This window comes from Sediminibacterium goheungense (genome assembly GCF_004361915.1).
Classification (GTDB): Bacteria; Bacteroidota; Bacteroidia; order Chitinophagales; family Chitinophagaceae; genus Sediminibacterium; species Sediminibacterium goheungense.
The window spans coordinates 145,195-167,694 of record NZ_SNWP01000011.1 but is presented as its reverse complement, the minus strand read 5'-3'; the positions used below and the strand labels follow the sequence as shown (position 1 = coordinate 167,694).

The following is a 22,500-nucleotide window of genomic DNA, read 5'->3' as shown; positions in this document are numbered from 1 at the left end:
TATGGTAACCAGTTTATGTTTTGATTTTGGTAATACACGTCTTAAATGCGCCGTTTTTGCGGACCGAGAACTAAAAGAAGTGATTGTATTGGATAATGACAGTACGGATAGAATCATAAGCCTGATTCAGCGGTTTCAACCCCAAAAATCCATTCTTTCCTCAGTTATCAATCATAATCCGGATATAGAAGTTTTACTGGCTGAGAAAACTGTGTTCCATAAACTCGGGCATACCAGCAAACTACCTTTTACCACCCCTGTTGGAAAGCCTGAGACTATTGGTGCCGACAGACTGGCTATTTGCGCCGCAGCGGTGGATCTTTTTCCCGGCCAGCATAACCTGGCTATTGGCCTCGGTACCTGTATTACCTATAACTACATCAACAGGGCACACGAGTTTCTGGGTGGGAGCATTTCGCCGGGCATGACCATGCGCTTCAGAGCCATGCATGAACAAACGGCTTTATTACCTCTTGTAGAGCCCGATCAGCATTTCCCCCTGATTGGTTACGACACCAAAACCAACCTGCAAAGCGGGGTAATCATGGGAATGGCTAAGGAAATTGATGGAATTATTGACGCTTATGCCTTGAAATTCAATAACTTTAACGTGCTGTTAACCGGGGGTGATATGGGTTTTTTTGTACCACATCTAAAAAACAGGATATTTGCCGACCCTTATTTAATTTTTAAAGGCCTGTATGCGATCTGTGAGTACAACACTAATCAGACTTAGTCTGAGTTTTCTGGTTACCGGATTTACCCTGCTAAATGCTAACGCACAGGAGAATTCACCATTTACCCGTTATGGTTTGGGCGATTTCTATAATGGCAGTAACGCCATAACCCGAGCATTGGGAGGATTGGGTGCTGCTTACTCTGACGGAACCAATAATAATGTAGGACAGGCCATCAATTTCATGAACCCCGCTACTTATAGCAATTTCTTCATGGTTTCCTATGATCTGGGGTTAACTTTCGACACCAGAAATTTAAGAAGTGAGAATCCTGCGGGTAAATTCAGGTCAAATTACTTTTATCCGTCGTATGTAGGTGTAGGTTTACCCATAAACAGAGTAAAAGGAATTGGTATGGCATTCGGAATCAGACCATTGAGCCGTATCAGCTACTCAATAGTAAGCCGCGAAAGGGTGGCTGGCGACAGTTTAGCAACCATTTATGAGGGATCTGGCGGATTGAATCAGGCATATGTAGGAATTGGGAAAAAATGGAAAAACCTGAGTATCGGGTTTAATACAGGTATGAACTTTGGAAGAAGAGAAATCGGAACCAAAAAGATATTTATCAACGACTCCACTTTCTTCTTTCAGTCTAACTCATCAACCCTTACCAGCTTTAGCGGTATGTTTTTTAACCCGGGTTTTCAATATGAGTTTTCTGTAGGTAAAAAAGTAAATGAGCAAACGAAGACAACCAGCAATTACCTGATTCGCATAGGAGGTTCTGCTACGCTTTCGCAAAGTCTTTCTGCCTCACAGGATCAGAAAAGAGAAACTTACACTGAATCACAGGCCGGTGATATTACCATTGATACGATTTCTATCAAAAACGGAATTAAAGGCAATATCCAAATGCCTTCTACCTATGCTGCTGGCATTACTTTACACAAAACAGCCAGCAATAACCGTGGAACTTTTGAAATGTGGTCAGTTGGTGCTGAATACACAGCAACTCAGTGGAATAAATACCGTTTTTATAACCAGGCAGACCAACTGGTAAATAGCTGGCAGTTAAAGATTGGCGCGCAACTTTGTCCAGACCCTCTCACAGGACGTAGCTACTGGAGCAACGTCAATTACCGCATAGGTGCATTTATAGGTAAGGATTATGTTGATCCCGATGGTAATGGTTTAAAACATGTGGGTTTTTCTGTGGGCGCAGGATTACCGATAAAAAAATGGAACAACTACGATAGACAGTTTACTGTTTTGAACACAGCGCTTCAATTTGGTAAAAGAGGATCCGGTGTGAATAATATCACAGAAAGTTATGTACAGTTTACATTGGGTATCAGCTTAACGGATGTCTGGTTCCAGAAACGCAGGTATGATTAATACAAACACAAATATTAAAAACATAGTGGCAGCCTGTTTATTGGGCTGCTTTTTTGTGTGTGGCTGTGAAAATGATGTAAATGATGTAAAAGCATTTGGCAGTAAATCACCTGGTATCGAAGAAGGCAAAAATATAGAAAGCTATATCAGTCAGAATGGCCGTATCAGAGCAAAATTAACCGCTCCTATATTGTTGCGCTATCAGGGTGACAGTATGCGAAAAACTGAATTCCCGAATACTTTGCATGTAGATTTTTTTGATTCAACGATGCGCATAGAGAGCCAGCTTTTTGCAAAATATGGGCGGTATCTTCCCAATGAAAGCAAGGTTTTTCTCAAAGACAGTGTCGTAATTTTTAACACGAAAGGAGATACCTTATACAGTAATGAATTGTTTTGGGACCAATCTTTAGGTCAATTCTATACCCAGACACCGGTTACCCTTGTTCAGAATTATCCCTATAAACAAAAAGGCCGGTATGCAAATGGCTTCCGTTCTAATCAGGATCTCACAGATATTACCTTCTTCAATATACAGCCGGGTAGTTTTGCCATTCTTCCAGACAGTGCTTTTAGCAAGTAAGCCCTTTCCAGACAAAAATTTTCCTCTGAAAGCAACGGTTAACTTCCCTGCTGTGTCTGTACAGGACCCCTCCTGAACTGTTTACGAAAACAGGTTTCATTCTTCTATATAAGAGCCAATAAAATCAATATTTTATGCGTATCAGCAAGCCAATGATCTATGTTTCAGGCATTATTATCACTTTAACTGCCTGTACTGTGTCGAAGCAATCGGCCCATGTTATTGTAAATAATGAAAGCGGGGAAAATATCCCTATGCATCTGGTTATCAGCGATCAGGAAAACGGTAAAACGAAAGAAGATATTCATTATTCATTAAAGCCAGGTTTGCAAAATATACCCATTCGAAAGTTTCCAAAAGGATCCTATGCCATTGAAGTGAATACGCATAACGGAGCGATCTGCAAAAAATATCCACTGGCCCTGGATACAGACAGATGGGTAATGGTTACTTATATGCAGGACGATTCACTGAGGTTACATAAAAAATATGGCTATGTAGATACCAGTGAGCTTAAAAAAATAAATGGCAAATATGCAGGTCTGAATTTATATGTGGAGAACAGAAGGCCACCTAATTTATAATACCTCTCATAAAGCCATTAATTTCTGAATACAGAATAATGAATTGGTGACTTTATTATTCCCGCCTCTTTCAAAATAATTAAATAAATTCATAGCTCCATTGCTTATCCAACCAATAATCAACTGATTGCTATGAAAAAGAAAGACCTGCAAAAGAAACAGGAAACCAATCTGACAGATGATTCCCGGAGAAAATTTCTCCGCAACAGTATGACGGCCCTTGCCGGGTTCTATATTGTTCCACGACATGTAATAGGCCGCGGATTTACCGCACCCAGTGATAAGTTACAGGTAGCGGGTATTGGCGCAGGCGGTAAAGGTGAAAGTGATTTATACAGCTTCTTCATGAGTGGTAAAGCTGATATTGCTTTTTTATGTGATGTTGATTCAAGGATGTCTGCCAAAAGCCGTGAGCGTTATCCCAAAGCAAAAGTATATGAGGATTATCGCGAAATGCTGGATAAAGAGCATAAAAATATTGATGCTGTATCTGTATCTACTCCCGATCATATGCATGCTGTTCAGGCTATGGCAGCTATGCAGTTAGGCAAACACGTATATGTTCAGAAACCTCTTGCACATGATATTTATGAGGCGCGTGTAATGACAGAAGCTGCGCATCGTTATAAGGTTGTGACCCAGATGGGTAATCAGGGTGCTTCCGGCGATGGGGTACGCCAATTAATCGACTGGTACAATGCTGGTGTAATTGGTGATGTACATACTGTTTACTGTTATACCGACCGTCCGGTTTGGCCACAAGGTATTCAATGGTCAAAAAATACTTTACCGGTTCCCAAAGAACTGAACTGGGATTTATGGCTAGGTACTGCTCCTTATAAAGATTATGTTGACAACCTGGTTCCGTTTAACTGGCGTGGCTGGTGGGATTATGGTACCGGTGCATTAGGCGATATGGCCTGTCATATTATGGCACCAGCCTTTGCAGTGCTGGGTCTTGGCTATCCTTCTTCTGCAGAATGCAGTGTGGCAAAACGTTATGAAAGAAACTGGAATGCTGTGTATGCTCCTGAATGCGGACCACTGGCCTCACATATCATTCTTAAATTCAAAGGACAAAATGGGAAGCCTGATCTTACCATGCATTGGATGGATGGTGGTATTCAACCAGAACGCCCTGAGGAATTAGGGCCTAATGAAATGATGGGTGATGGCGGTAATGGAACCATTTTTATTGGAACCAAAGGAAAGATGATGTGTGGCACTTACGGTGTTTTACCAAATCTGTTGCCAACCAACCGTACCAAGACAACACAGGTTCCACAAACCATCAAGCGGGTACCGAACGGCGATAATGGTCACTACGCTGCATGGGTAGAAGCTGCTATGGCCGGTTATGGTTCAGAAGCTGCCAAAACACTTAGTTCAAACTTTGATGTAGCGGGTCCTTTAACTGAAAGTGTATTGATGGGTAATCTGGCCATTCGAAGTTATGACCTTCAAAAGAAAATGGACGGAGGACGTATCAGCTATCCGGGCAGAAATATCAGACTGGTTTGGGATGGTCCGAACATGAAAATCACCAACTTCGACGAGGCCAATCAGTTTGTGAAACGTCAGTACAGAGATGGATGGAGCCTGGGCGTTTAAAACAGAGAAATAAGAAATAGGAAATTTGAAATAAGAAAGGAATGAAGAAGTGTAAAACAAACTTACACTTTCTCATTCCTTATTTTTTTATTCCTTATTTCACTGTTCTCTCAAAGTTGAAACTTACTCATATAGCCTGCATTGGCCTGTGCACTTTCCATGGGGTTGGTGCCGGTAAAAGCTTCCTGCTCCACGATAAAGTTTTTCAGTCCGTATTTACTACCTTCACTAAGGATCGATTTGAAATCGATAGAACCTTTACCAATCTGGCATGATTCGCTTCCCTTTGCAGTTTTGGTAAGATCTTTTACATGGCATAGGCGGAAGCGATTCGGGTATTTTTTAAACCAGGCTTTGGGATCTTCGCCTGCTGCCACCACCCAGTAAATATCCATTTCAAAGTCGACCAGGTTTTTATCGGTGCCTTCCATCATCACTACCTGTGGCACCTGCCCATCCAATACTTTGAAGGAATAATCATGGTTATGATAAGCGAAGCGTATTCCGTTCTTTTTGGCTATTTCACCAGATTTATTGAATTCGTCGTTGAAGCGTTTAAAATCGTCGATTGATTTTTGCGGTCCTTTCCATGGGCAAATCAGATAAGACATGCCGATCTCCGCCGCTTCAGCCGACTTACGTTCAAACTCTACTGTATTATTACAATGAGATGAAACGATTTTCATTCCCAGGTCATCCATCAACTTTTTAAATTCAGTATTTTTCATACCCCAGAAAAAGCCTTTGGGACCCTCAAAACTTTCAATCTGTTTGTACCCATAGGATGCCAGCTTGGTAAGTGTATCTTTCGGATCAGCAAACATGGCTTCTTTAACGGTCCATAACTGAATACCAAAAGATCCCAAGGGCTTATAGGCCAGTTCATCCAATATGGAAGACTTTCCTACGAAAGGCAGGGATAATGCTGCCGCAGCAAAGCCGGTATTACGAAGAAAATCTCTGCGATTGGTTGACATACATAAAAAATTAAGGAATTAAAAATTCAAAAGTCAAAATTCAAGAGTTGAAGCATCGCTTTTTTGACTTTTGAATTTTGACTTTTTATTTGTGTTAAGTAGCCCATGCTTTATCCCCTTTATTATACGGAATACATCCTTCATATTTTCCGGGAACAGCCACATAACGTAAGGCTTTTGTGGCACCTACTTCAGATGTAAAGAAGCCCATCAGGGTTAATTCTTTCATCATCCTGAAATAATGATTGGGATCCTCTTCCTTTTTTGTTTTTTGGTATTCTTTCACTTCTTTGTCCAGGTCTACCAGCAGGGCATGTCTTTCTTCCGGACTGCTTTCAAGGAAGGTTTTATTATGTTTCTTTTTACTGGCTTCATCCAGTTTTTTAAATCCTTCTTTGAAAATTACCTGATCTTTTGCTTCGTAACAGTCTGCTACATATACCGACATAAATTCGCCTACCTTGGCTTCTTTGGCGCCGGGTGTACTGGTTGCGGGTAAAATGGTTTCTCCTACTTCATTCAGAAAACTGATTTCCTCCGGAGAAAAACTGATACCACTATCTGTACCACTGGTTTTACAACCTGTAAGAAAAGCGGTCGAACCGATTAATGTTCCCCCAAGCAGCAAGGCAACGCTGGAAAGGGCTTCTCTTCTATTCATGGTGATGTTTTTTAAGTTTTAGTGAGCAGTGAGTAGTGAGTAGTGAGTAAAAAACACTCACTGCTGAGTACTCACTACTGACTCTATAAATTTTGTTTTTTCAATTCTGTCACTGCATGGTCTGCTGCACGGGCAGTAAAAGCCATATAAGTCAGTGACGGGTTAACACAAGCTGATGATGTCATGAAGGCGCCATCTGTTACATACACATTGGGCGCATCCCAAACCTGGTTGAATTTATTTACTACCGAAGTTTTCGGATCATGGCCCATACGTGCTGTACCCATTTCATGGATACCTCTTCCTAAAACGCCATTTCCTTCATAACCATATACATCTTTCACACCGGCATTGGTAAGTATTTCAATAGCATCAGCCTGCATATCTTTTCTCATTTTGAGCTCGTTTTCTTTCAGCTCACAATCAAATGATAATACCGGCAGACCCCATTTATCCTTCACATTCTTATCCAGTGTAATCTTATTGCTATGATCAGGTAATACTTCTCCAAAACCCATCATACCAAATGTCCAGCCACCTGGTTCTGTTATGGCATCTTTATAATCACCACCAATACTCAACTCTGCCACTTCGCGGCCCCATCCCTGACGGGAAGCACTACCCTGGTAACCAAAACCGCGTAGGTAATCACGTTTATCACCATTGATATTCTGGAAACGAGGTACATAAATTCCGTTGGCGCGGCGACCGAAATAATACTTGTCTTCATAGCCTTCTACCTTACCCCCTGCACCCACACCCAGGTGATGGTCCATAATATTGTGCCCGAGTTCTCCGCTACTGCTGCCCAGACCATCGGGCCATACATCTGTAGCAGAATTCATCAATATCCAGGAAGTATTTAAAGCAGAGGCATTGAGGAAGATGATCTTCGCATTATAAGTGTATGTTTTGTTGGTTTCTGCATCAAGTACCTCCACACCAGTTGCACGTTTTTTATCCTTATCATAAATCACCCTTGTTACAATAGACCATGGACGTAAAGTAAGGTTACCTGTTTTCATAGCAGCAGGCAAGGTAGACGACTGCGTACTGAAATAAGCACCAAACGGACATCCCAGCCAGCATTTATTTCTATACTGGCAGTTTGTGCGCCCTTCGTGTTCCTGAGTAAGGTTGGCAACACGGCCAATGATCATGTGGCGTTGATTCTTATAGTATTCTTTGATACGTTTAGAGAGGTCTTTTTCTACGCAGTTAAGTTCCATCGGCGGAAGAAAATCACTGTCTGGTAAATGGGGTAAGCCTTCCTTACTACCGCTGATTCCAACAAAGCGTTCAACATAGGTGTACCATTTTTCAATATCCTTATAACGTACCGGCCAGTCAACGGCGATACCATCTTTCGCATTGGCTTCAAAATCCAGATCACTCCAGCGGTAACTCTGGCGACCCCACATTAATGAGCGCCCACCCACATGGTAACCTCGAAACCAGTCGAAACGTTTTACCTCTGTGTACGGACTTTCTTTTTCATTCACCCAATAATCAAGATTTGTTTCATTTAACGGGTAATCGCGCTTCAGTACCGGATAATCATTGATCATCTGTTGTGTTCTTCTGCCACGATGAGGAAAATCCCATGCTTCTTTGTTGGCGTTCACATAGTCTTTGATGTGTTCAATGTTTCGCCCACGTTCGAGCAGGAGTACTTTCAACCCCTTTTCAGTAAGCTCTTTTGCGGCCCAACCGCCACTGATTCCTGAGCCTACTACGATTGCGTCATAATTTTGATCGGCCATGGTCTGTTTGTTTATGAAGGTTTGTGGTTTGCTTTTTTTGTGAATAGCCTATGGTTCATAGCAAATGGATAACTATATGCTATAAACCATTAGCCATATGCTCCCTACACATCACATATCTGAATTGCCTTCCTCAATGATCCTACTTTATCATTACCGGTTGGAATAAATTCCTGTGCTACATATTGTTTGAACCCTGTTTCTACAATCGCTTTCATGATAGCAGGATAATAGAGTTCCTGTGATTCATCGATTTCATGACGTCCAGGCACACCTGCTGTATGGTAGTGTCCGAAATACTGATGGTCTCTTTTTATAGTTCTGATAATATCTCCTTCATTGATCTGCATATGATAAATATCATAGAGCAGTTTGAAGTTGGGAGAACCCAATCGCTTACACAGTTCAACACCCCATGCAGAGCTGTCACACATATAATCTTTATGGTCGACCTTACTGTTAAACAGTTCCATTTGAATGATGACGCCTTTCTTTTCTGCCAATGACATAATCTGCTTTAAGCCTTCGACGCAGTTTTTTAATCCGTTTTCATCATCCATCCCATTTCTGTTACCGCTAAAACAAATCAGGTTCGTATAACCGGCTTTTGCCACCAGTTCAATATGTTCTGTATAATTTTTAATCAGTGTTGCATGATATTGAGGATCGTTCCACCCTTTTACCAGACTAATTTCTGCCCCATTGCACATAGTAGAGATAAGGTTGTGCTTCTTCAGTATATCCCATTCTTTTGGGCCTACCAGATCTATCCCCACCAAGCCCATTTCTTTTACAATTGAACATAACTGATCCAGTGGTATATCGTTATAACACCAGCGACACACAGAATGGTTAATATTACCCTTCAACGCCATAGGTTGCTCTTCTTTAGATAATGGATCTGCAAACGATGCTATGGCTGTTCCTGATGCCAATATCGCGGATCCGGTAAGCAATTGTTTGATCGTTTTTCGTCTGTTGGAATCTGTTGACATCGGTATCTTTTCGTGCGTACTAAATGTAAGGATTAATGTTTAACCAACGTTTACTACCGTTGAATTTCCTTTGTTTTTATTTCTCATGTAAATTAACAGACCTGCGAATGCCACTGATAAGATAATCGGTATAACAAGCGTAGCATTTAATATTTCAGGACCTGCCAGTTTTTTTGCTTCCCCCAGCGCATTGGCCATATCTGTTCCGGCAGGAGCATTGGAATATTCTGCAAGACTTGCGCCTGCTGGAAGTTTAGCTGCCAGCAGGTTATCATAATAGCCACTCATGAAAATCATATAAACAGAAACAGCAAACATACCCGCACCACCCATGAGATTTAAGCCTACGGCACCTGTTTTAGGTAAGTTCTCAGATACAAAGCCCAGCATAGTAGGCCAGAAATAACAAACGCCCATACCAAATACAATGGCACCCACAAATAACATGTTACCAGTAGTATGTCCCATCAGGTATAAACCTGCAGCCGATAATATTGCTGAGATCAGTAACACACCTGCCGGAGAAAAACGATGAACCACGGGTTCTGCAAAAGCTCTTCCCAGAACCATAATACCCGTTTCAATGGTTAATAAAAGAATTGCATTGTCGGAAACATTTTTGAGGAGTACATCAATCCACTGACCGGTAAATAATTCAGTGATGGCCGTACCAAACATCAGGATGATCATAAAAATAAACAATGGATTGAACAGCGACTTATACATTTCACCGGTTGAAACACCACTTGCCACCCGCTCAGTAACCGGGAAGCTGAGTTTACTAAACAGGTATCCGTATAAAATGGTAGGAATCAACATGAGTCCCACTTGTATCTGCCATCCAATACCTGCTTTATCTAAAAAGTAAACCAGTAAAGTACCAATTACAATACCTCCCGGGAACCACAAATGGAAATGATTCAGCTTGGTGGTTTTATTATCAGCATAAATAGTAGCTACCAATGGATTACAGGCAGCTTCTACCGTACCATTAGCAATACCTACACAGAGTGTAGATATAAAAAGTGTCCAGTAACCACCGGCAAAAATTGTAAGTGCAATACCTGCGAGATGAAATAGAAATGCAACAATAAGTAGTCGTTTCATACCAATGATATCCACTACAAACCCACCGATTACCACGGCAAGTGGGAAGCCCCAGAAAGCAGTAGCAGCTATGGTTCCCAACTGTGCAGCATTCAACTCAAACTCAACACCCAGCCTGCTAAGAATTCCGGCCCGTATACCAAATGAAAGAGAAGTTACCAGTAATGCCAGACAGCTGGCAACAAATAATTGTTGACGTTGGGGAGTGGCTTGCATATCGTTTAGGTTGTTGTTTAAATTAAGCCACTAAATGTAATTTTTATTTTTTAAACAAAAAATGAAAAAGTTTTGATGACATGTTCGTTTTTTATCGGTTTTACGCAAACGTTTGTGTTCTTTTAAAGAACTTAAAATGATAAAATTTCCTCCGCATCCATTTTTTTAATAACCTTACATTTCTGAATTGACTTTACAATACCAGAACCAATAAAATTAAAACTACATGAACCGAAAACTCAGGATGGGTATGGTAGGTGGTGGTCGTGATGCATTCATTGGCGCCATTCACCGTATAGCAGCACATATGGACGGACTTATTGAAGTAGTATGTGGTGCCCTCAGCATTAACCCTGAAATTGCGAAAGCCTCTGGTGAAGATCTTTTTCTGCCGGCAGACAGAATCTACATGAATTTTGAGGAGATGATTACCAAAGAAAGTCGGCTTCCTGCTGACAAAAGAATGGATTTCATTACCATTGTTACGCCCAATTTTGCACACTTTGCACCTGCGATGATGGCACTGGATCATGGTTTCCATGTGGTTATTGAAAAGCCCATGACGTTTACTTTCGAAGAAGCTCAGCAGCTACACCAAAAAGTACAGGAAACAGGATTATTGCTTTGTTTAACACATACTTACTCAGGATACCCGATGGTAAAACAGGCACGTGCCATGGTTACCGGTGGCGTTTTTGGAAAAATCAGAAAAGTGTGGGTTGAATATCCGCAGGGATGGCTTAGTAAATTATCGGAAAGGGAAGGTAATAAACAGGCTGCCTGGAGAACCGATCCTAAAAAATCGGGTAAAGCAGGAGCCATGGGCGATATCGGTACACATGCTGCTCATCTGGCAGAATACATTACCGGTGCAGAGATTACGCATCTCTGTGCCGATCTCAATGCATTAGTGGAAGGCCGTTTACTGGATGATGATGGTAATGTATTACTTCGTATGAGCAATGGGGCCCGTGGTGTTTTAATGGCGTCACAGGTAGCCGCAGGTGAAGAAAATGCACTAAAAATAAGGGTCTATGGAGAGAACGGCGGATTGGAATGGGCCCAGCATGAACCCAATACTTTATTAATTAAGTGGCTCGATCAGCCAACGCAGATTTTACGTGCCGGAGGTAATTATGGTGACAGGCTCAGTTCTTTTGCCACCCATAACTGCCGTACACCAGGCGGCCATCCGGAAGGATATCTGGAAGCATTTGCTAATATCTACCGCAATTTCGCACTAACACTCACGGCCCGTATCAACGGCACCACAGCAACTCCCGAAATGCTCGACTTCCCTACTACCAAAGATGGAGTAAGGGGTATGGCATTTATAGACAATGTGGTTGCCTCAGCCGCTTCGGATGTAAAGTGGACGGAATATAGAATATGAGTGAGTAGTGAGTAGTCAGTAGTGAGTACGGTTTTATTTACTCACTACTGACTACTCACTACTCAATTCCAACTACTCACTTAAAAAATCGCTTGCACTATGACAACCATCAAAGGTCCCGGTATTTTTCTTGCGCAGTTTATGGGAGATGCAGCACCATTTAATTCTCTGGAAAGTATCTGTAAATGGGCTGCTTCACTGGGTTTTACCGGTGTACAGATTCCTACATGGGATGCTCGTTGTATCGATCTTCAGAAAGCGGCTGAAAGCAAGACCTATGCCGATGAAATAAAAGGCATCGTTGAAGCTGCAGGTTTACAGATAACAGAGCTTTCTACACATTTACAGGGACAGTTAGTAGCTGTTCACCCTGCTTATGATGTTATGTTCGATGGGTTCGCGCCGGAAAATGTACGCGGCAATGCCCAAGCAAGAACAGAATGGGCCATTCAGCAATTACAATATGCAGCAAAAGCTTCTGCCAATCTCGGACTGAATGCACATGCCACTTTTAGTGGTGCCTTATTATGGCATACAGTGTATCCCTGGCCACAAAGGCCGGCCGGACTGGTAGAAACGGGATTTACAGAATTGGCAAAAAGATGGAAGCCTATATTGGATGTGTTTGATAACAATGGAGTTGATCTTTGTTATGAAATTCACCCAGGTGAAGACCTCCATGATGGTATCAGCTATGAAATGTTTCTGGAGAAAGTAAACAACCATCCGCGTGCCTGCCTGTTGTACGATCCCTCCCATTTTGTATTACAGTGTCTAGACTACCTGAGTTATATAGATCATTACCATGAGCGGATTCGCATGTTTCATGTAAAAGACGCCGAATTCAATCCGAGCGGTAAGCAGGGCGTGTACGGAGGCTATCAAAGCTGGATCAACAGAGCCGGTCGTTTTCGCTCGCTGGGTGATGGTCAGGTTGACTTCGGATCCATCTTCAGTAAACTTGCTGCTTATAACTATAAGGGCTGGGCAGTCATGGAATGGGAATGTGCCATTAAACATCCTGAAACAGGAGCTGCAGAAGGTGCGCCCTTTATCAAACAACATATCATTAAAGTAACCGATAAAGCATTTGACGATTTCGCCGGAACGGGTTCAGATGAAAATTTTAACCGCAGGATTCTGGGAATCAATGAATAACTTAGCGAGGTGAGAGTGAGTAGTGAGTAGTCAGTAGTGAGTAAAGAAAATACTACTACATACTGACTACTCACTACTCACTGCTCACTATCAAACCACAAAACCATACACCGTGAAAAAGTATTTAGTATCCTTATCCATGCTGGCGCTGATGGCAGCATGCGGAGGCAAAGAAGAGAAAAAAGAAACTGCTGCAGCACCAGCTGCCACAACTGCTTCAAGTGACCTGAGTAGTAACCCTGATTACGTTAAAGGGCTGGAACTGATTGGTAAATCAGACTGTCTTACCTGTCATAAAGTAAGTGACAAAGTGATTGGTCCTTCTTACAAAGATGTGGCCGAGAAATATGAGAATACCGAAGAGAATATTGCTATGCTGGCTGGTAAAATTATCAAGGGCGGACAAGGAGTATGGGGAAATATACCTATGACACCACATCCTGCAATTACAGAAGATGATGCCAAGGCCATGGTAAAATATATTCTCCTTTTAAAGAAATAAAATGATCCTGAATAACTGGATAACAACAGCATTAATCAGTGTTTTCATGCTGGGCAATACAGATAATGCTAACAATACAGTACCCCCCCTGCATAATATCCTGCAAAAAAACGGATGGATATCACTTTTTGATGGTAAAACCACCAAAGGCTGGACCACTTATGGTAAGGATACTTTAGGCGGTTCCTGGAAAGTAGAAGATGGCGCTTTACACCTGGATGCGGCCGATAAATCGGGGCGTGGTGATATTATCCATAACATGGAACTGGAAAATTTTCACCTCAAACTCGATTGGAAAATTGCCAAAAACGGTAATAGTGGCATTATTTTCTGGGCGCAGAATGATCCGGCGAAATATAAATATGTCTGGTACACAGGTCCTGAAATGCAGGTACTGGATAATGACGGACACCCGGATGCAAAAATCGATAAACACCGTTCCGGGAACCTCTATGATCTGGTTGCCAGCAAAGAAGGCGTAACAAAAGCTGTGGGTGAATGGAACACGGCTGAAATCATCAGCAACCGGGGGAAACTGGAATTCAAACTCAATGGTATAAGTATTCTTACCACTACCTATGGTGATGAACAGTGGAACCAGATGATTGCCAACAGCAAGTTCAGATCAATGCCGGCTTTTGGTAAAAATTTTAAAGGACATATTGCCCTTCAGGACCATGGTGACCATGTTTGGTACAGGAATATAATGGTGAAGAAACTGTGAGAATAAGAAATAAGGAATATGAAATAAGTAAGTAAAACCGCTTCTATTTGAAGCGGTTTTATTTTGCCATCAGGCTTCACATTTCCCTTTCTTCTCATTACATTAGCGAATGCCTGCTACAGATTCCCGCATAGACGCTTATATCAGTAAGGCCGAAACATTTGCGCAACCTATACTGATACATATCCGTAAACTGGTACACAAAGCCTTTCCGGATATTACGGAAACCATGAAGTGGAGCTTTCCGCATTTTGAACACAAAGGCGTTGTTTGCAGTATGGCTTCCTTTAAACAGCATTGCGCATTCGGTTTCTGGAAGGCTTCGATTATGAAGGACCCAAATAAAATTCTGCAAACCAAAGAAAGGGGTGCTATGGGCCATTTCGACCGTATTACAAGCATCAAAGATCTTCCGCCAGATAAGATCATGATTGCCTATATTAAAGAGGCCGTTGCACTTAATGAAGCCGGTGTGAAATTACCTGCCAGACCCAAAGCAGATCCCAAAACTTTACAAATACCCGCCTATATTAAGGATGCACTAAAGAAAAATAAAAAAGCCGCCAACACTTTTGATGCCTTCCCCTACTCCCATAAAAAAGAATATGTAGAATGGATCACAGAAGCCAAAACAGAACCTACCCGCCATAAACGTATTGCCACCATGCTTGAATGGCTGGAACAGGGTAAAAACAGAAACTGGAAATACAAGTAGATGGCTGATGTAGGATGGCTGATCGCAGATTTATTTTTTGATGTTGGATAGATTGATCTTTGATGGTATGGTTTCTTTTTTTGACTTTTGATTTTTAATTTTTCTTACATGCATCCCGAAACACATGAATATTACATGCAGCAGGCGCTTAAAGAAGCACAGCTGGCTTTTGAAGCTGATGAAGTGCCCGTTGGGGCTGTTGTTGTATTGAATAATAAGATTATTTCACGTGGGCACAATCAGGTAGAGTTGTTGAACGACTCAACCGCACATGCCGAAATATTGGCATTAACTTCTGCCTATAGCAGTCTGGGTAGCAAATACCTGCCCGAAGCCACCCTTTATGTAACACTGGAACCTTGTTTAATGTGTTCTGGTGCATTGTATTGGGGTAAGATCGGTTGTATTGTATATGGTGCCAGTGATGAAAAAAACGGCTTCAGAAAGCATATTAAAGCAGAACAATCCCCTTTTCATCCAAAAACCGAAATCATAAGTGGCATTCTGCAGGATGAATGTACCTGGCTGATGAGGAATTTCTTTCAGCTGAAAAGATGATGGAAAGAGCTACAAGCTACAATCCGCAAGTTGAGGCGGTTTAGTATTACTTGTGGCCTGCAGCTCTCCTCTTTCGATTTAAGAAACAATTCACGGGCATTCAGCCGAAGCTTAGTAAATTTGTAGATACTATTTAATCAACTTAAAAATATAGTTATGGCATTTACATTAGCACCTTTACCTTATGCACATGATGCACTGGAACCACATATCGATACCACTACCATGCAGATACATCATGGTAAACACCATCAGGCATATGTAGACAATTTAAACAAAGCTGTGGCAGGAACCGATCATGAAAACAAAAGCCTGGAAGAATTGGTAGCTTCGGCAGGATCTATTAGCCCGGCAGTAAGAAATAACGGTGGTGGACACTGGAACCATACCTTTTTCTGGGAGAGTCTGGCACCCAATGCCGGTGGCGCTCCTACAGGAGCTTTGGCAGATGCCATCAACAGTGCTTTTGGCTCTTTTGATGCCTTCAAAGAAAAATTCGCTAATGCCGGTATGACCCGCTTCGGAAGTGGTTGGGCCTGGCTCATTGTTAAAGATGGCAAACTGGAAGTAAGCTCAACACCCAATCAGGATAATCCTTTAATGGATGTTGCAGAAGTAAAGGGCACCCCTATTCTGGGAGCAGATGTTTGGGAACATGCTTATTACCTCAAATACCAAAACCGCCGCGCTGACTATCTGGCCGCATTCTGGAATGTAGTAAACTGGAATAAAGTAGCGGAGCGTTTTGCAAAATAAGAGCAGAAGCCACAAGCTACAGGCTTCAAGCTGCAAATACTACTTTCTGGTAGCTTGAAGCCTGTAGCTTGTGGCTTACATTTTACTAATAAACTTTACTTATGAAATTCATTCTTTCCTGTTTTACAGCCATACTCCTGCTTACATCATGTTCTTCTGACCAGAAAAGGGTAGTGGTATTCAGTAAAGGTTCTGTTGACATCAATACCGATACCAAAACGATTAAGGCAACCGATGGTGCCGGACATGAAGATAAAACAGTTGATTTTGTGGGTAAGACAGTAGAATTAACACTCAATACACCTTCAGGAGATGCAAAAGTTACCCTTACGGAGAATGGATATTATATCGTGAATGTAAAGAATGATACCATTATTGGAAGCCAGGTAAACTATAGCGATCCACAACTGAGTAATCAGGTGATTACACAGGAAGCTTTACGGGTGAAAATCGATTCACTGCATAACCTTGTTAACAATAAAAATGTAGGTAAGGCTACCCGTAATTTTTACATCCTACCCAATTCTGCTGTACACCTGACAGATAATTTTGACGCCATCGTTGTTGGCCCTTTTCATCAAATGCGTTCTGCTGAAAGCAAAGACGGTAAAGCTCCTGAAGTGTATCGCTTTTACAGCATCAAAGAAATCCGCGAAACCATTGCCAAGCTGGAAGGAATGACAGGAGGGAAGAAAACGGAGGAATAAGGAACAGAGAAATAAGAAATAAGAAATAAGAAAGTAGAGCAGTATATCATTTTCTTATTTCTCTGTTTCATGATTCTCTGTTTCCTACGGTACCGGATCATAGCCATGTCCGCCGCCGGGCCTGCATTTACTGATACGTTTCATCGCCAGCCACCCTCCTTTTATTAAGCCATATTTTTGTAATGCCGTGATGGCATATTGAGAACAAGTAGGTGTAAACCTGCACTTGGGACCCATGGCAGGAGATAGTACATACTGATAAAACCTGATCAGCAAAATGAAGGGATAACTAAGTATCTGTAGCAGGTATTTCATATGTTTCTGATAAAGAATAATGGCAATTTATTCCTGAATAGCAAGTCTGCTTTGCAGCTTTTCAAAACCATCTTTCATCTTTTCCCTTAATACTATATAATCAGGCATTTCTTTATCAATGTATAAAAGGAAAATGGCTATTTTTTTCCCATGCTTCTCTAATTGATGCAGCAAAGTTTGTTTTTCGAGACGATAGGCTTCTCGCAACAATCGCTTGATTCTGTTACGGTGAACCGCCTTTTTAAAATGCCTGGCACTTACACCTACCCCGGCTTTTATATATGCTGTTTCTGAAGTATCTGTTTCCAGAAAAAAGATTTTTACAGGAAATACAGAAAACGACTTGCCGGTAGCAAAAATGGCTTCCAGCTGCGTTCTGCTTTTGAGTTTTTCCTTTTTATGGTAACCGTTCAACTTCATGAATGCGCTAAACTAAAAAAGTCCCGCTTTACGGCGGGACTTTATATTTTTTTCAGTGATTCGTCCTCTAACATAGATAGACGGATCAGCGTTTATTTTATTTTAATCCTTTCTCGCTGGAAACAGTCAGTTTCTTGCGGCCTTTCGCTCTGCGGCTGGCCAATACTTTACGACCGTTGGCAGTTTGCATACGCTTGCGGAATCCGTGAACAGATTTACGGCGGCGTTTATGCGGTTGAAATGTACGTTTCATAATTACGTTTTTTTAGCTAACCCAATAATCTTGTTTCATTTCATTACGGCAGTCACCATACTGCTGTTTGTGAAAGGACGGCAAAACTAAGGAAAAGCAATGAAAAAGAGGTGAAAAAATGCTTTAGATTTCTTAAAAGATTGATTATCAGTTGAAAAAATGTCTAGAGACTGAGTTCTACATGTTCTGAACTGACTGGTTTTCCATAAAAAACAGTAGCATGGTTATCGAAATCGGTCACAGAATCGGTCGTAAAAAATCTTCTCCCCCCCTCTCTTGTACAGATACCTGCCAAGGCGGGATGTCGTTCCAGGTAATCCCTCAGGCTATTCGCTACTATTTCACCCTGCGATAAAATGCGGGTGTTTGCCGGTGCAAAGGATCTGATTTTGTCTATCAGCAACGGATAGTGGGTACAGGCCAGTAAAATCGTATCGATTTCTTTCGACTTACCAAAAAGATGATGGAGGTGTTGCTGAATAAAATAATCGGCACCGGGTTTATTGTATTCATTGTTTTCTACCAGTGGTACCCACATCGGGCAGGCTTCCTGGTACACTTGTAAAGAGGGAAAGAATTTCGCAATTTCAATGGGGTAGCTTTCACTGACGATGGTTCCATTGGTACCTAATATACCTACAGAACCGGTTTTACTATAGTTACCAATCACTTCTGTTGTTGGGCGTATTACACCCAGTACCCTTTTATCGGGCGCGATTTTGGGGAGGTCCTGCTGTTGAATGGTGCGCAATGCTTTGGCTGAGGCTGTATTACAAGCCAGTATCACCAATTCGCAGCCCTGTGAAAAAAACCACTGCACACATTGGAGTGTATACTGGTATACGGTATCAAATGAACGAGGACCATAAGGGGCCCTTGCATTATCGCCGAGATATAGATAGTCGTATTCAGGCAAAACCTTTACAATTTCCTTTAAAACGGTAAGGCCGCCATAACCACTATCGAAAACCCCGATGGGCTTTTTATTTGCCATACTACAAAGTTAAGGCATCTATTGTGTGGGTTTTTCGAGTTCTGCTTTTAGTTTCAAGGCATCTGCATATTTAGGGTTCAATTCAAGGCTCCTGGTTACCTCTGCCATGGCTTCTGTTTTTTGCTTATTCATGTACAAGCTTAGTGCCTTGTTGTAAAAAGAAACTGCTTTATTACCTGTGCTTTTATACAGGTTTGTTGTTTTCCCGAAATGCTCTGCTGCTTTTACATAATCTTTCTGTTGATAGTAGGCTGTGGCCAGATCATTTACAATGGCTGAATCAAGGGGATTAGCCTGTATGCCTTTCTGATAATAATCGAACGCTTTGGTATAATTCGGTAAGGTTTCACCACGCATTTCAGCATAACCCAACCAACGGTAAACAATACCCAATGTATCTTTTTTCTTTTGGTATAAATCTACCGCTTTTAGTAAGTGTGATTTGCCTGTGTAAATGCGCTTTAGCTGAAGATGGGTAATACCTGCGTATAAACGAATAAGCGCCTGGTTACTGTCTATAGCAAATGCTTTATCAAAAAAATCTGAAGCACTGGTAAAACTGGTATAACCATAAGTTGGGTTTTTCGATGCAGATTCAAAATATCGCAAACCCACGAATTTAAACACTTCCAATATTGCCTCCTGCTCGGTTATAAAATTGATGGCACTTGTTATTCTTCCCCAATAATTAAAGGCTGCGGAAGAGTCTTTTCGATCTAATAACATCTTACCTAGAAATAGATTCGCATCAGGTGAGGTATAATTAAGCTTAATCGTTTCTTTAAAATACCTCGCCGCAGTTGCTGTATCATTTTGCGCATAAGCAATTCTGCCTTTCATGTTCTGTGTAAACTGTTTATATAGATCAGGATATTTATTAGGCAGTTTTTCCCAGTTATTTACACTATCACTGGCTTCTTTGTATTTTTTTTCTTTGATAAGGTTTTTGATAAACCCTGATCCGATATAATCAGAGGGTGGATAGTTAGCCTGTACTGCGAGTCGGTAATGAGCGATTGCTTTGGGTTGCATTTTCAGCTGATCATATACTATGGCTGCATTGTTATACAACGAGGCCAGTTCAGCTTTCATGCTATATAATTTATAGCCTGATATCAGTACCGGCATGAGGGATTCCAATGCTTTCAGATCTCTTCTCTGAACAACCAGTACATTCAACAGATTTGCTATTTGTTCTTGTTCAATATCATACCTGATAATTTCGGAAAGCTTACGGATGGCATTAAGGGTATCTTTCTGATTGATATAAGTACTCAGTAACCCACGGCTAAGATCTGCCATAAAGATACTATCGCTAAGAAATAGTTTTTGCTGGCTTTTCGTTCCATCAATTGCCTGTTGATAAATAAGCCTGGCCGAATCGTTCTTACTTTGATTCAGGTAACAATCACCTATATATCCTAAGAGTTGGTAGTCTTTGGGGGTATATTGTAAGGCATTTCTATAAGAAGAAATGGCCGTTGGATATTTACGTTGATTATAAAATACTTCCCCGATCATTTTATGTGCATAGCTGATGGATGCTGAATCTTTTGAAACAATCAGTAATTTCCTGAATTCATTTTCTGCGGTCGTGTAATTTTTAAGCGCAAATTGGGTACGTGCAATATAAGTTTGTGTATTAAGATCAGCAGTATCGTGTTTCAGACAATTGGTGAACTGCGTAAGTGCCGATGAATAATTTTTTACATTGTAAAAGGAAAGTCCTGCATAGTAAGCAATGCTTTTTTTATTTTCAATACTTGTGGCCAGTGCATAGGCACGTGTATAATAAATAGCTGCAGAATCGTATTTATAAGTACTATAGTGCGCGAAAGCCATTGACCAGGTAGGATCAAGTTCTGTTTTCTCATTCAAGGCACGTCTCAGCCATACTTTCGACTCTTCAAATCGTTTCATGTTATTGAGGCAATAACCGATTCTGAAATACAGCAGGTTTTTCTGGGCCGGAAGATTGGCCTCATACCCTTTCATATAATTATCGTAAGCACAGGAATAATTTTTCTGGGTATAACAGGCGTCGCCCTGTTTCAGGTAATCCTGTGCATGGGTATAGGTACACAGCAATACTATGCTGATTGCTATAAGCAGTAGTTTCATCAGTAGGTGTTTCTACTAAACTAAACATATCAACCTGCATTACATATTAGAATCTCTTTAAATTTTACGAAAAAACCCGCCTTAAAGGCGGGTTTCTATTCATTCAGTAAGAAAATGATTAATTCTTTTTAGGAGCTGGTGTAGCAGGTTTAGCACCTGTTGAACCAGGTATGGTACCGCCCGCTGCTTTCCAAGCATCTGTCCATTCTTTCGGCAGTTCAAGTTTTAACTTGATGGCTGTACGAATGGTGAGATTATCAAGAATACTTAAGCTTGGGTCGATGTATGGAGATATGGCTTCTGCCTTTAATACCAGCGTATATTTATTCTCAGCTACTACCTGTTGCAATGCAGCTACCATTTGTTGTCTGTAAGGCAACAGCAAACGATCCATTTTAGACTGCTGCATTTCCTGTGAATATTGCTGCCAGTTAGCTATTTTGTAATAAAGGTTATTCAACTCGCTGATAGCAAGTTCTCTTGCTTTAGCAGGCATGGTAGCAGAATCTTTTTTGAAAAGACTGTCTCTGCGCTGATATTCAACAACAGAATATTGATATTCTACATTCAATGAATCTCTTACATAAGAATTCATCAATGTATCAATTTTGTCGATACCGGGAAACAGGCTTAACAGGGTTTGCTCATCAAAATAACCGATCTTAACCTGAGATTGAGCATTGTTGGAGAACAGTAAGCTGGCCGCTACAGTCACACACACAAGTAATAATTTCTTCATTGTAGAGAGGTTTGTGAAAATTTGGTTTTAGTTGTTCTTATTTAATCCCCAGTTCTTTCAGGATATCATCGCTTTTATCCAGCTTGGGGTCGGCAAATATAACGGTAATTCCTTCACTTTTATCGAGTACGAAGTCATAAGAACGGGCCAGTGCCATTTTCTGAACGGCATTGTAGACCCTGTCCTGAACCGGTTTTATAAGTCGCTGACGCTCTTTAAACAGGTCGCCTTCATAGCCAAAACGTTTTTTTTGCAGGTCGCGGATTTCCTTCTCTCTTACAAAAAGCTCATCTTCTCTTTTTTTCCTCAACTCTTCGGTGAGCATAAACTGCTCAGCCTCATAGTTTTTATACATTTTATCGAGCTGGGTTTGCTTATCGTCTATTTCTTTCTGCCATTGTTCACCCACCTGCTGCAGTTTTTTATCTGCATCACGATATTCCGGAATACGTTCCAGGATATATTTTGTGTCGATGATGGCATAGCGCTGCTGAGCTTGTGTAGAGAAGGCCGTACATACCAATACAAGTGCAATGAGTAAGGTTTTTTTCATAAACTTTTTTTTAGGGTTCA

At 41.3% G+C, this 22,500-nt stretch carries 25 protein-coding genes; 13 read left to right on the top strand and 12 right to left on the bottom strand.

Translation table 11 applies throughout. The features are described from left to right. Position 1: 1 nt before the first annotated feature. The 5 genes from BC659_RS08285 to BC659_RS08265 all read left to right on the top strand — a co-directional run bounded on the left by BC659_RS08285 (position 2) and on the right by BC659_RS08265 (position 4,853). Positions 2-736, top strand: coding sequence for a type III pantothenate kinase (locus tag BC659_RS08285; protein WP_133474247.1), 735 nt, complete (start codon positions 2-4; stop codon positions 734-736). Next, entirely contained in the window at positions 702-2,075 is a 1,374-nt protein-coding gene (locus tag BC659_RS08280; RefSeq protein ID WP_133474246.1) for a hypothetical protein, read from the top strand. Before BC659_RS08285 ends, BC659_RS08280 begins: the two co-directional genes overlap by 35 nt. Then, positions 2,068-2,658: an LPS export ABC transporter periplasmic protein LptC gene (gene lptC / locus BC659_RS08275; RefSeq protein ID WP_133474245.1), complete on the top strand. Its 591-nt coding sequence runs from the start codon at positions 2,068-2,070 to the stop codon at positions 2,656-2,658. Before BC659_RS08280 ends, lptC begins: the two co-directional genes overlap by 8 nt. A 134-nt stretch (positions 2,659-2,792) precedes the next feature. Then, a complete protein-coding gene (locus BC659_RS08270; protein WP_133474244.1) occupies positions 2,793-3,242 on the top strand; it encodes a hypothetical protein in 450 nt (149 codons plus the stop codon). Positions 3,243-3,374: 132 nt separating this feature from the next. Then, positions 3,375-4,853 carry a Gfo/Idh/MocA family protein gene (locus BC659_RS08265; RefSeq protein ID WP_133474243.1) on the top strand — a complete coding sequence of 493 codons (1,479 nt, stop codon included), beginning with the start codon at positions 3,375-3,377 and terminating at the stop codon, positions 4,851-4,853. 110 nt (positions 4,854-4,963) lie between these two features. On the opposite strand, the gene BC659_RS08260 is transcribed toward BC659_RS08265, so the two are convergent. From BC659_RS08260 to BC659_RS08240, 5 genes are all read right to left on the bottom strand, one after another. After that, complete coding sequence (locus tag BC659_RS08260; protein WP_133474242.1) at positions 4,964-5,830, bottom strand: sugar phosphate isomerase/epimerase family protein; 867 nt, start codon at positions 5,828-5,830, stop codon at positions 4,964-4,966. A 94-nt stretch (positions 5,831-5,924) separates the two neighbouring features. Further along, positions 5,925-6,491, bottom strand: a complete 567-nt coding sequence (locus tag BC659_RS08255) for a gluconate 2-dehydrogenase subunit 3 family protein (protein WP_133474241.1) — start codon at positions 6,489-6,491, stop codon at positions 5,925-5,927. An 83-nt stretch (positions 6,492-6,574) separates the two neighbouring features. After that, positions 6,575-8,254: a GMC oxidoreductase gene (locus BC659_RS08250; RefSeq protein ID WP_133474240.1), complete on the bottom strand. Its 1,680-nt coding sequence runs from the start codon at positions 8,252-8,254 to the stop codon at positions 6,575-6,577. A gap of 104 nt (positions 8,255-8,358) precedes the next feature. Then, positions 8,359-9,249 (bottom strand): hydroxypyruvate isomerase family protein, encoded by an 891-nt coding sequence (locus tag BC659_RS08245; RefSeq protein WP_133474239.1) that lies wholly within the window; start codon positions 9,247-9,249, stop codon positions 8,359-8,361. Between the two features lie 39 nt (positions 9,250-9,288). Next, complete coding sequence (locus BC659_RS08240; protein ID WP_133474238.1) at positions 9,289-10,572, bottom strand: MFS transporter; 1,284 nt, start codon at positions 10,570-10,572, stop codon at positions 9,289-9,291. Positions 10,573-10,798: 226 nt separating this feature from the next. Between BC659_RS08240 and BC659_RS08235 the strand changes: the two genes are divergently transcribed. From BC659_RS08235 to BC659_RS08200, 8 genes are all read left to right on the top strand, one after another. After that, positions 10,799-11,965 (top strand): Gfo/Idh/MocA family protein, encoded by a 1,167-nt coding sequence (locus tag BC659_RS08235; RefSeq protein ID WP_133474237.1) that lies wholly within the window; start codon positions 10,799-10,801, stop codon positions 11,963-11,965. Between the two features lie 99 nt (positions 11,966-12,064). After that, positions 12,065-13,123 carry a sugar phosphate isomerase/epimerase family protein gene (locus BC659_RS08230; RefSeq protein WP_133474236.1) on the top strand — a complete coding sequence of 353 codons (1,059 nt, stop codon included), beginning with the start codon at positions 12,065-12,067 and terminating at the stop codon, positions 13,121-13,123. A gap of 112 nt (positions 13,124-13,235) precedes the next feature. After that, complete coding sequence (locus BC659_RS08225) at positions 13,236-13,625, top strand: c-type cytochrome (RefSeq protein ID WP_211340756.1); 390 nt, start codon at positions 13,236-13,238, stop codon at positions 13,623-13,625. Position 13,626: 1 nt separating this feature from the next. After that, positions 13,627-14,349 carry a 3-keto-disaccharide hydrolase gene (locus BC659_RS08220; protein WP_211340755.1) on the top strand — a complete coding sequence of 241 codons (723 nt, stop codon included), beginning with the start codon at positions 13,627-13,629 and terminating at the stop codon, positions 14,347-14,349. Between the two features lie 109 nt (positions 14,350-14,458). Further along, the gene (locus BC659_RS08215) at positions 14,459-15,064 is read left to right on the top strand and encodes a YdeI/OmpD-associated family protein (RefSeq protein WP_133474235.1); all 606 of its coding nucleotides are present in this window, start codon (positions 14,459-14,461) and stop codon (positions 15,062-15,064) included. Between the two features lie 108 nt (positions 15,065-15,172). Next, positions 15,173-15,622, top strand: coding sequence for a nucleoside deaminase (locus BC659_RS08210; RefSeq protein ID WP_133474234.1), 450 nt, complete (start codon positions 15,173-15,175; stop codon positions 15,620-15,622). A gap of 156 nt (positions 15,623-15,778) precedes the next feature. After that, complete coding sequence (locus BC659_RS08205; protein ID WP_133474233.1) at positions 15,779-16,378, top strand: superoxide dismutase; 600 nt, start codon at positions 15,779-15,781, stop codon at positions 16,376-16,378. Between the two features lie 101 nt (positions 16,379-16,479). Beyond that, positions 16,480-17,085, top strand: coding sequence for a hypothetical protein (locus tag BC659_RS08200; RefSeq protein ID WP_133474232.1), 606 nt, complete (start codon positions 16,480-16,482; stop codon positions 17,083-17,085). A gap of 84 nt (positions 17,086-17,169) precedes the next feature. On the opposite strand, the gene yidD is transcribed toward BC659_RS08200, so the two are convergent. The 7 genes from yidD to BC659_RS08165 form a co-directional block, all read right to left on the bottom strand. After that, entirely contained in the window at positions 17,170-17,400 is a 231-nt protein-coding gene (gene yidD / locus BC659_RS08195) for a membrane protein insertion efficiency factor YidD (protein ID WP_211340754.1), read from the bottom strand. A gap of 27 nt (positions 17,401-17,427) precedes the next feature. Continuing rightward, a complete protein-coding gene (gene rnpA, locus BC659_RS08190; RefSeq protein ID WP_133474231.1) occupies positions 17,428-17,820 on the bottom strand; it encodes a ribonuclease P protein component in 393 nt (130 codons plus the stop codon). A 97-nt stretch (positions 17,821-17,917) separates the two neighbouring features. Then, on the bottom strand, positions 17,918-18,073 hold the full coding sequence (gene rpmH / locus BC659_RS08185) for a 50S ribosomal protein L34 (RefSeq protein WP_026774417.1): 156 nt from the start codon (positions 18,071-18,073) through the stop codon (positions 17,918-17,920). A gap of 163 nt (positions 18,074-18,236) precedes the next feature. Continuing rightward, positions 18,237-19,067: a glutamate racemase gene (gene murI, locus BC659_RS08180; protein ID WP_133474230.1), complete on the bottom strand. Its 831-nt coding sequence runs from the start codon at positions 19,065-19,067 to the stop codon at positions 18,237-18,239. 18 nt (positions 19,068-19,085) lie between these two features. Beyond that, positions 19,086-21,188 carry a tetratricopeptide repeat protein gene (locus tag BC659_RS08175; RefSeq protein ID WP_133474229.1) on the bottom strand — a complete coding sequence of 701 codons (2,103 nt, stop codon included), beginning with the start codon at positions 21,186-21,188 and terminating at the stop codon, positions 19,086-19,088. Positions 21,189-21,306: 118 nt separating this feature from the next. Continuing rightward, positions 21,307-21,927, bottom strand: a complete 621-nt coding sequence (locus BC659_RS08170) for an OmpH/Skp family outer membrane protein (RefSeq protein WP_133474228.1) — start codon at positions 21,925-21,927, stop codon at positions 21,307-21,309. 37 nt (positions 21,928-21,964) lie between these two features. Continuing rightward, positions 21,965-22,480 (bottom strand): OmpH/Skp family outer membrane protein, encoded by a 516-nt coding sequence (locus BC659_RS08165; RefSeq protein WP_133474227.1) that lies wholly within the window; start codon positions 22,478-22,480, stop codon positions 21,965-21,967. Positions 22,481-22,500 lie beyond the last annotated feature (20 nt).

Coding starts and splice junctions, on each gene's coding strand:
- BC659_RS08285 (WP_133474247.1), top strand. CDS start 2: ATGGTAACCAGTTTATGTTTTGATTTTGGTAATACACGTCTTAAATGC.
- BC659_RS08280 (WP_133474246.1), top strand. CDS start 702: ATGCGATCTGTGAGTACAACACTAATCAGACTTAGTCTGAGTTTTCTG.
- lptC (WP_133474245.1), top strand. CDS start 2,068: ATGATTAATACAAACACAAATATTAAAAACATAGTGGCAGCCTGTTTA.
- BC659_RS08270 (WP_133474244.1), top strand. CDS start 2,793: ATGCGTATCAGCAAGCCAATGATCTATGTTTCAGGCATTATTATCACT.
- BC659_RS08265 (WP_133474243.1), top strand. CDS start 3,375: ATGAAAAAGAAAGACCTGCAAAAGAAACAGGAAACCAATCTGACAGAT.
- BC659_RS08260 (WP_133474242.1), bottom strand. CDS start 5,830: ATGTCAACCAATCGCAGAGATTTTCTTCGTAATACCGGCTTTGCTGCG.
- BC659_RS08255 (WP_133474241.1), bottom strand. CDS start 6,491: ATGAATAGAAGAGAAGCCCTTTCCAGCGTTGCCTTGCTGCTTGGGGGA.
- BC659_RS08250 (WP_133474240.1), bottom strand. CDS start 8,254: ATGGCCGATCAAAATTATGACGCAATCGTAGTAGGCTCAGGAATCAGT.
- BC659_RS08245 (WP_133474239.1), bottom strand. CDS start 9,249: ATGTCAACAGATTCCAACAGACGAAAAACGATCAAACAATTGCTTACC.
- BC659_RS08240 (WP_133474238.1), bottom strand. CDS start 10,572: ATGCAAGCCACTCCCCAACGTCAACAATTATTTGTTGCCAGCTGTCTG.
- BC659_RS08235 (WP_133474237.1), top strand. CDS start 10,799: ATGAACCGAAAACTCAGGATGGGTATGGTAGGTGGTGGTCGTGATGCA.
- BC659_RS08230 (WP_133474236.1), top strand. CDS start 12,065: ATGACAACCATCAAAGGTCCCGGTATTTTTCTTGCGCAGTTTATGGGA.
- BC659_RS08220 (WP_211340755.1), top strand. CDS start 13,627: ATGATCCTGAATAACTGGATAACAACAGCATTAATCAGTGTTTTCATG.
- BC659_RS08215 (WP_133474235.1), top strand. CDS start 14,459: ATGCCTGCTACAGATTCCCGCATAGACGCTTATATCAGTAAGGCCGAA.
- BC659_RS08210 (WP_133474234.1), top strand. CDS start 15,173: ATGCATCCCGAAACACATGAATATTACATGCAGCAGGCGCTTAAAGAA.
- BC659_RS08205 (WP_133474233.1), top strand. CDS start 15,779: ATGGCATTTACATTAGCACCTTTACCTTATGCACATGATGCACTGGAA.
- BC659_RS08200 (WP_133474232.1), top strand. CDS start 16,480: ATGAAATTCATTCTTTCCTGTTTTACAGCCATACTCCTGCTTACATCA.
- yidD (WP_211340754.1), bottom strand. CDS start 17,400: ATGAAATACCTGCTACAGATACTTAGTTATCCCTTCATTTTGCTGATC.
- rnpA (WP_133474231.1), bottom strand. CDS start 17,820: ATGAAGTTGAACGGTTACCATAAAAAGGAAAAACTCAAAAGCAGAACG.
- rpmH (WP_026774417.1), bottom strand. CDS start 18,073: ATGAAACGTACATTTCAACCGCATAAACGCCGCCGTAAATCTGTTCAC.
- murI (WP_133474230.1), bottom strand. CDS start 19,067: ATGGCAAATAAAAAGCCCATCGGGGTTTTCGATAGTGGTTATGGCGGC.
- BC659_RS08175 (WP_133474229.1), bottom strand. CDS start 21,188: ATGAAACTACTGCTTATAGCAATCAGCATAGTATTGCTGTGTACCTAT.
- BC659_RS08170 (WP_133474228.1), bottom strand. CDS start 21,927: ATGAAGAAATTATTACTTGTGTGTGTGACTGTAGCGGCCAGCTTACTG.
- BC659_RS08165 (WP_133474227.1), bottom strand. CDS start 22,480: ATGAAAAAAACCTTACTCATTGCACTTGTATTGGTATGTACGGCCTTC.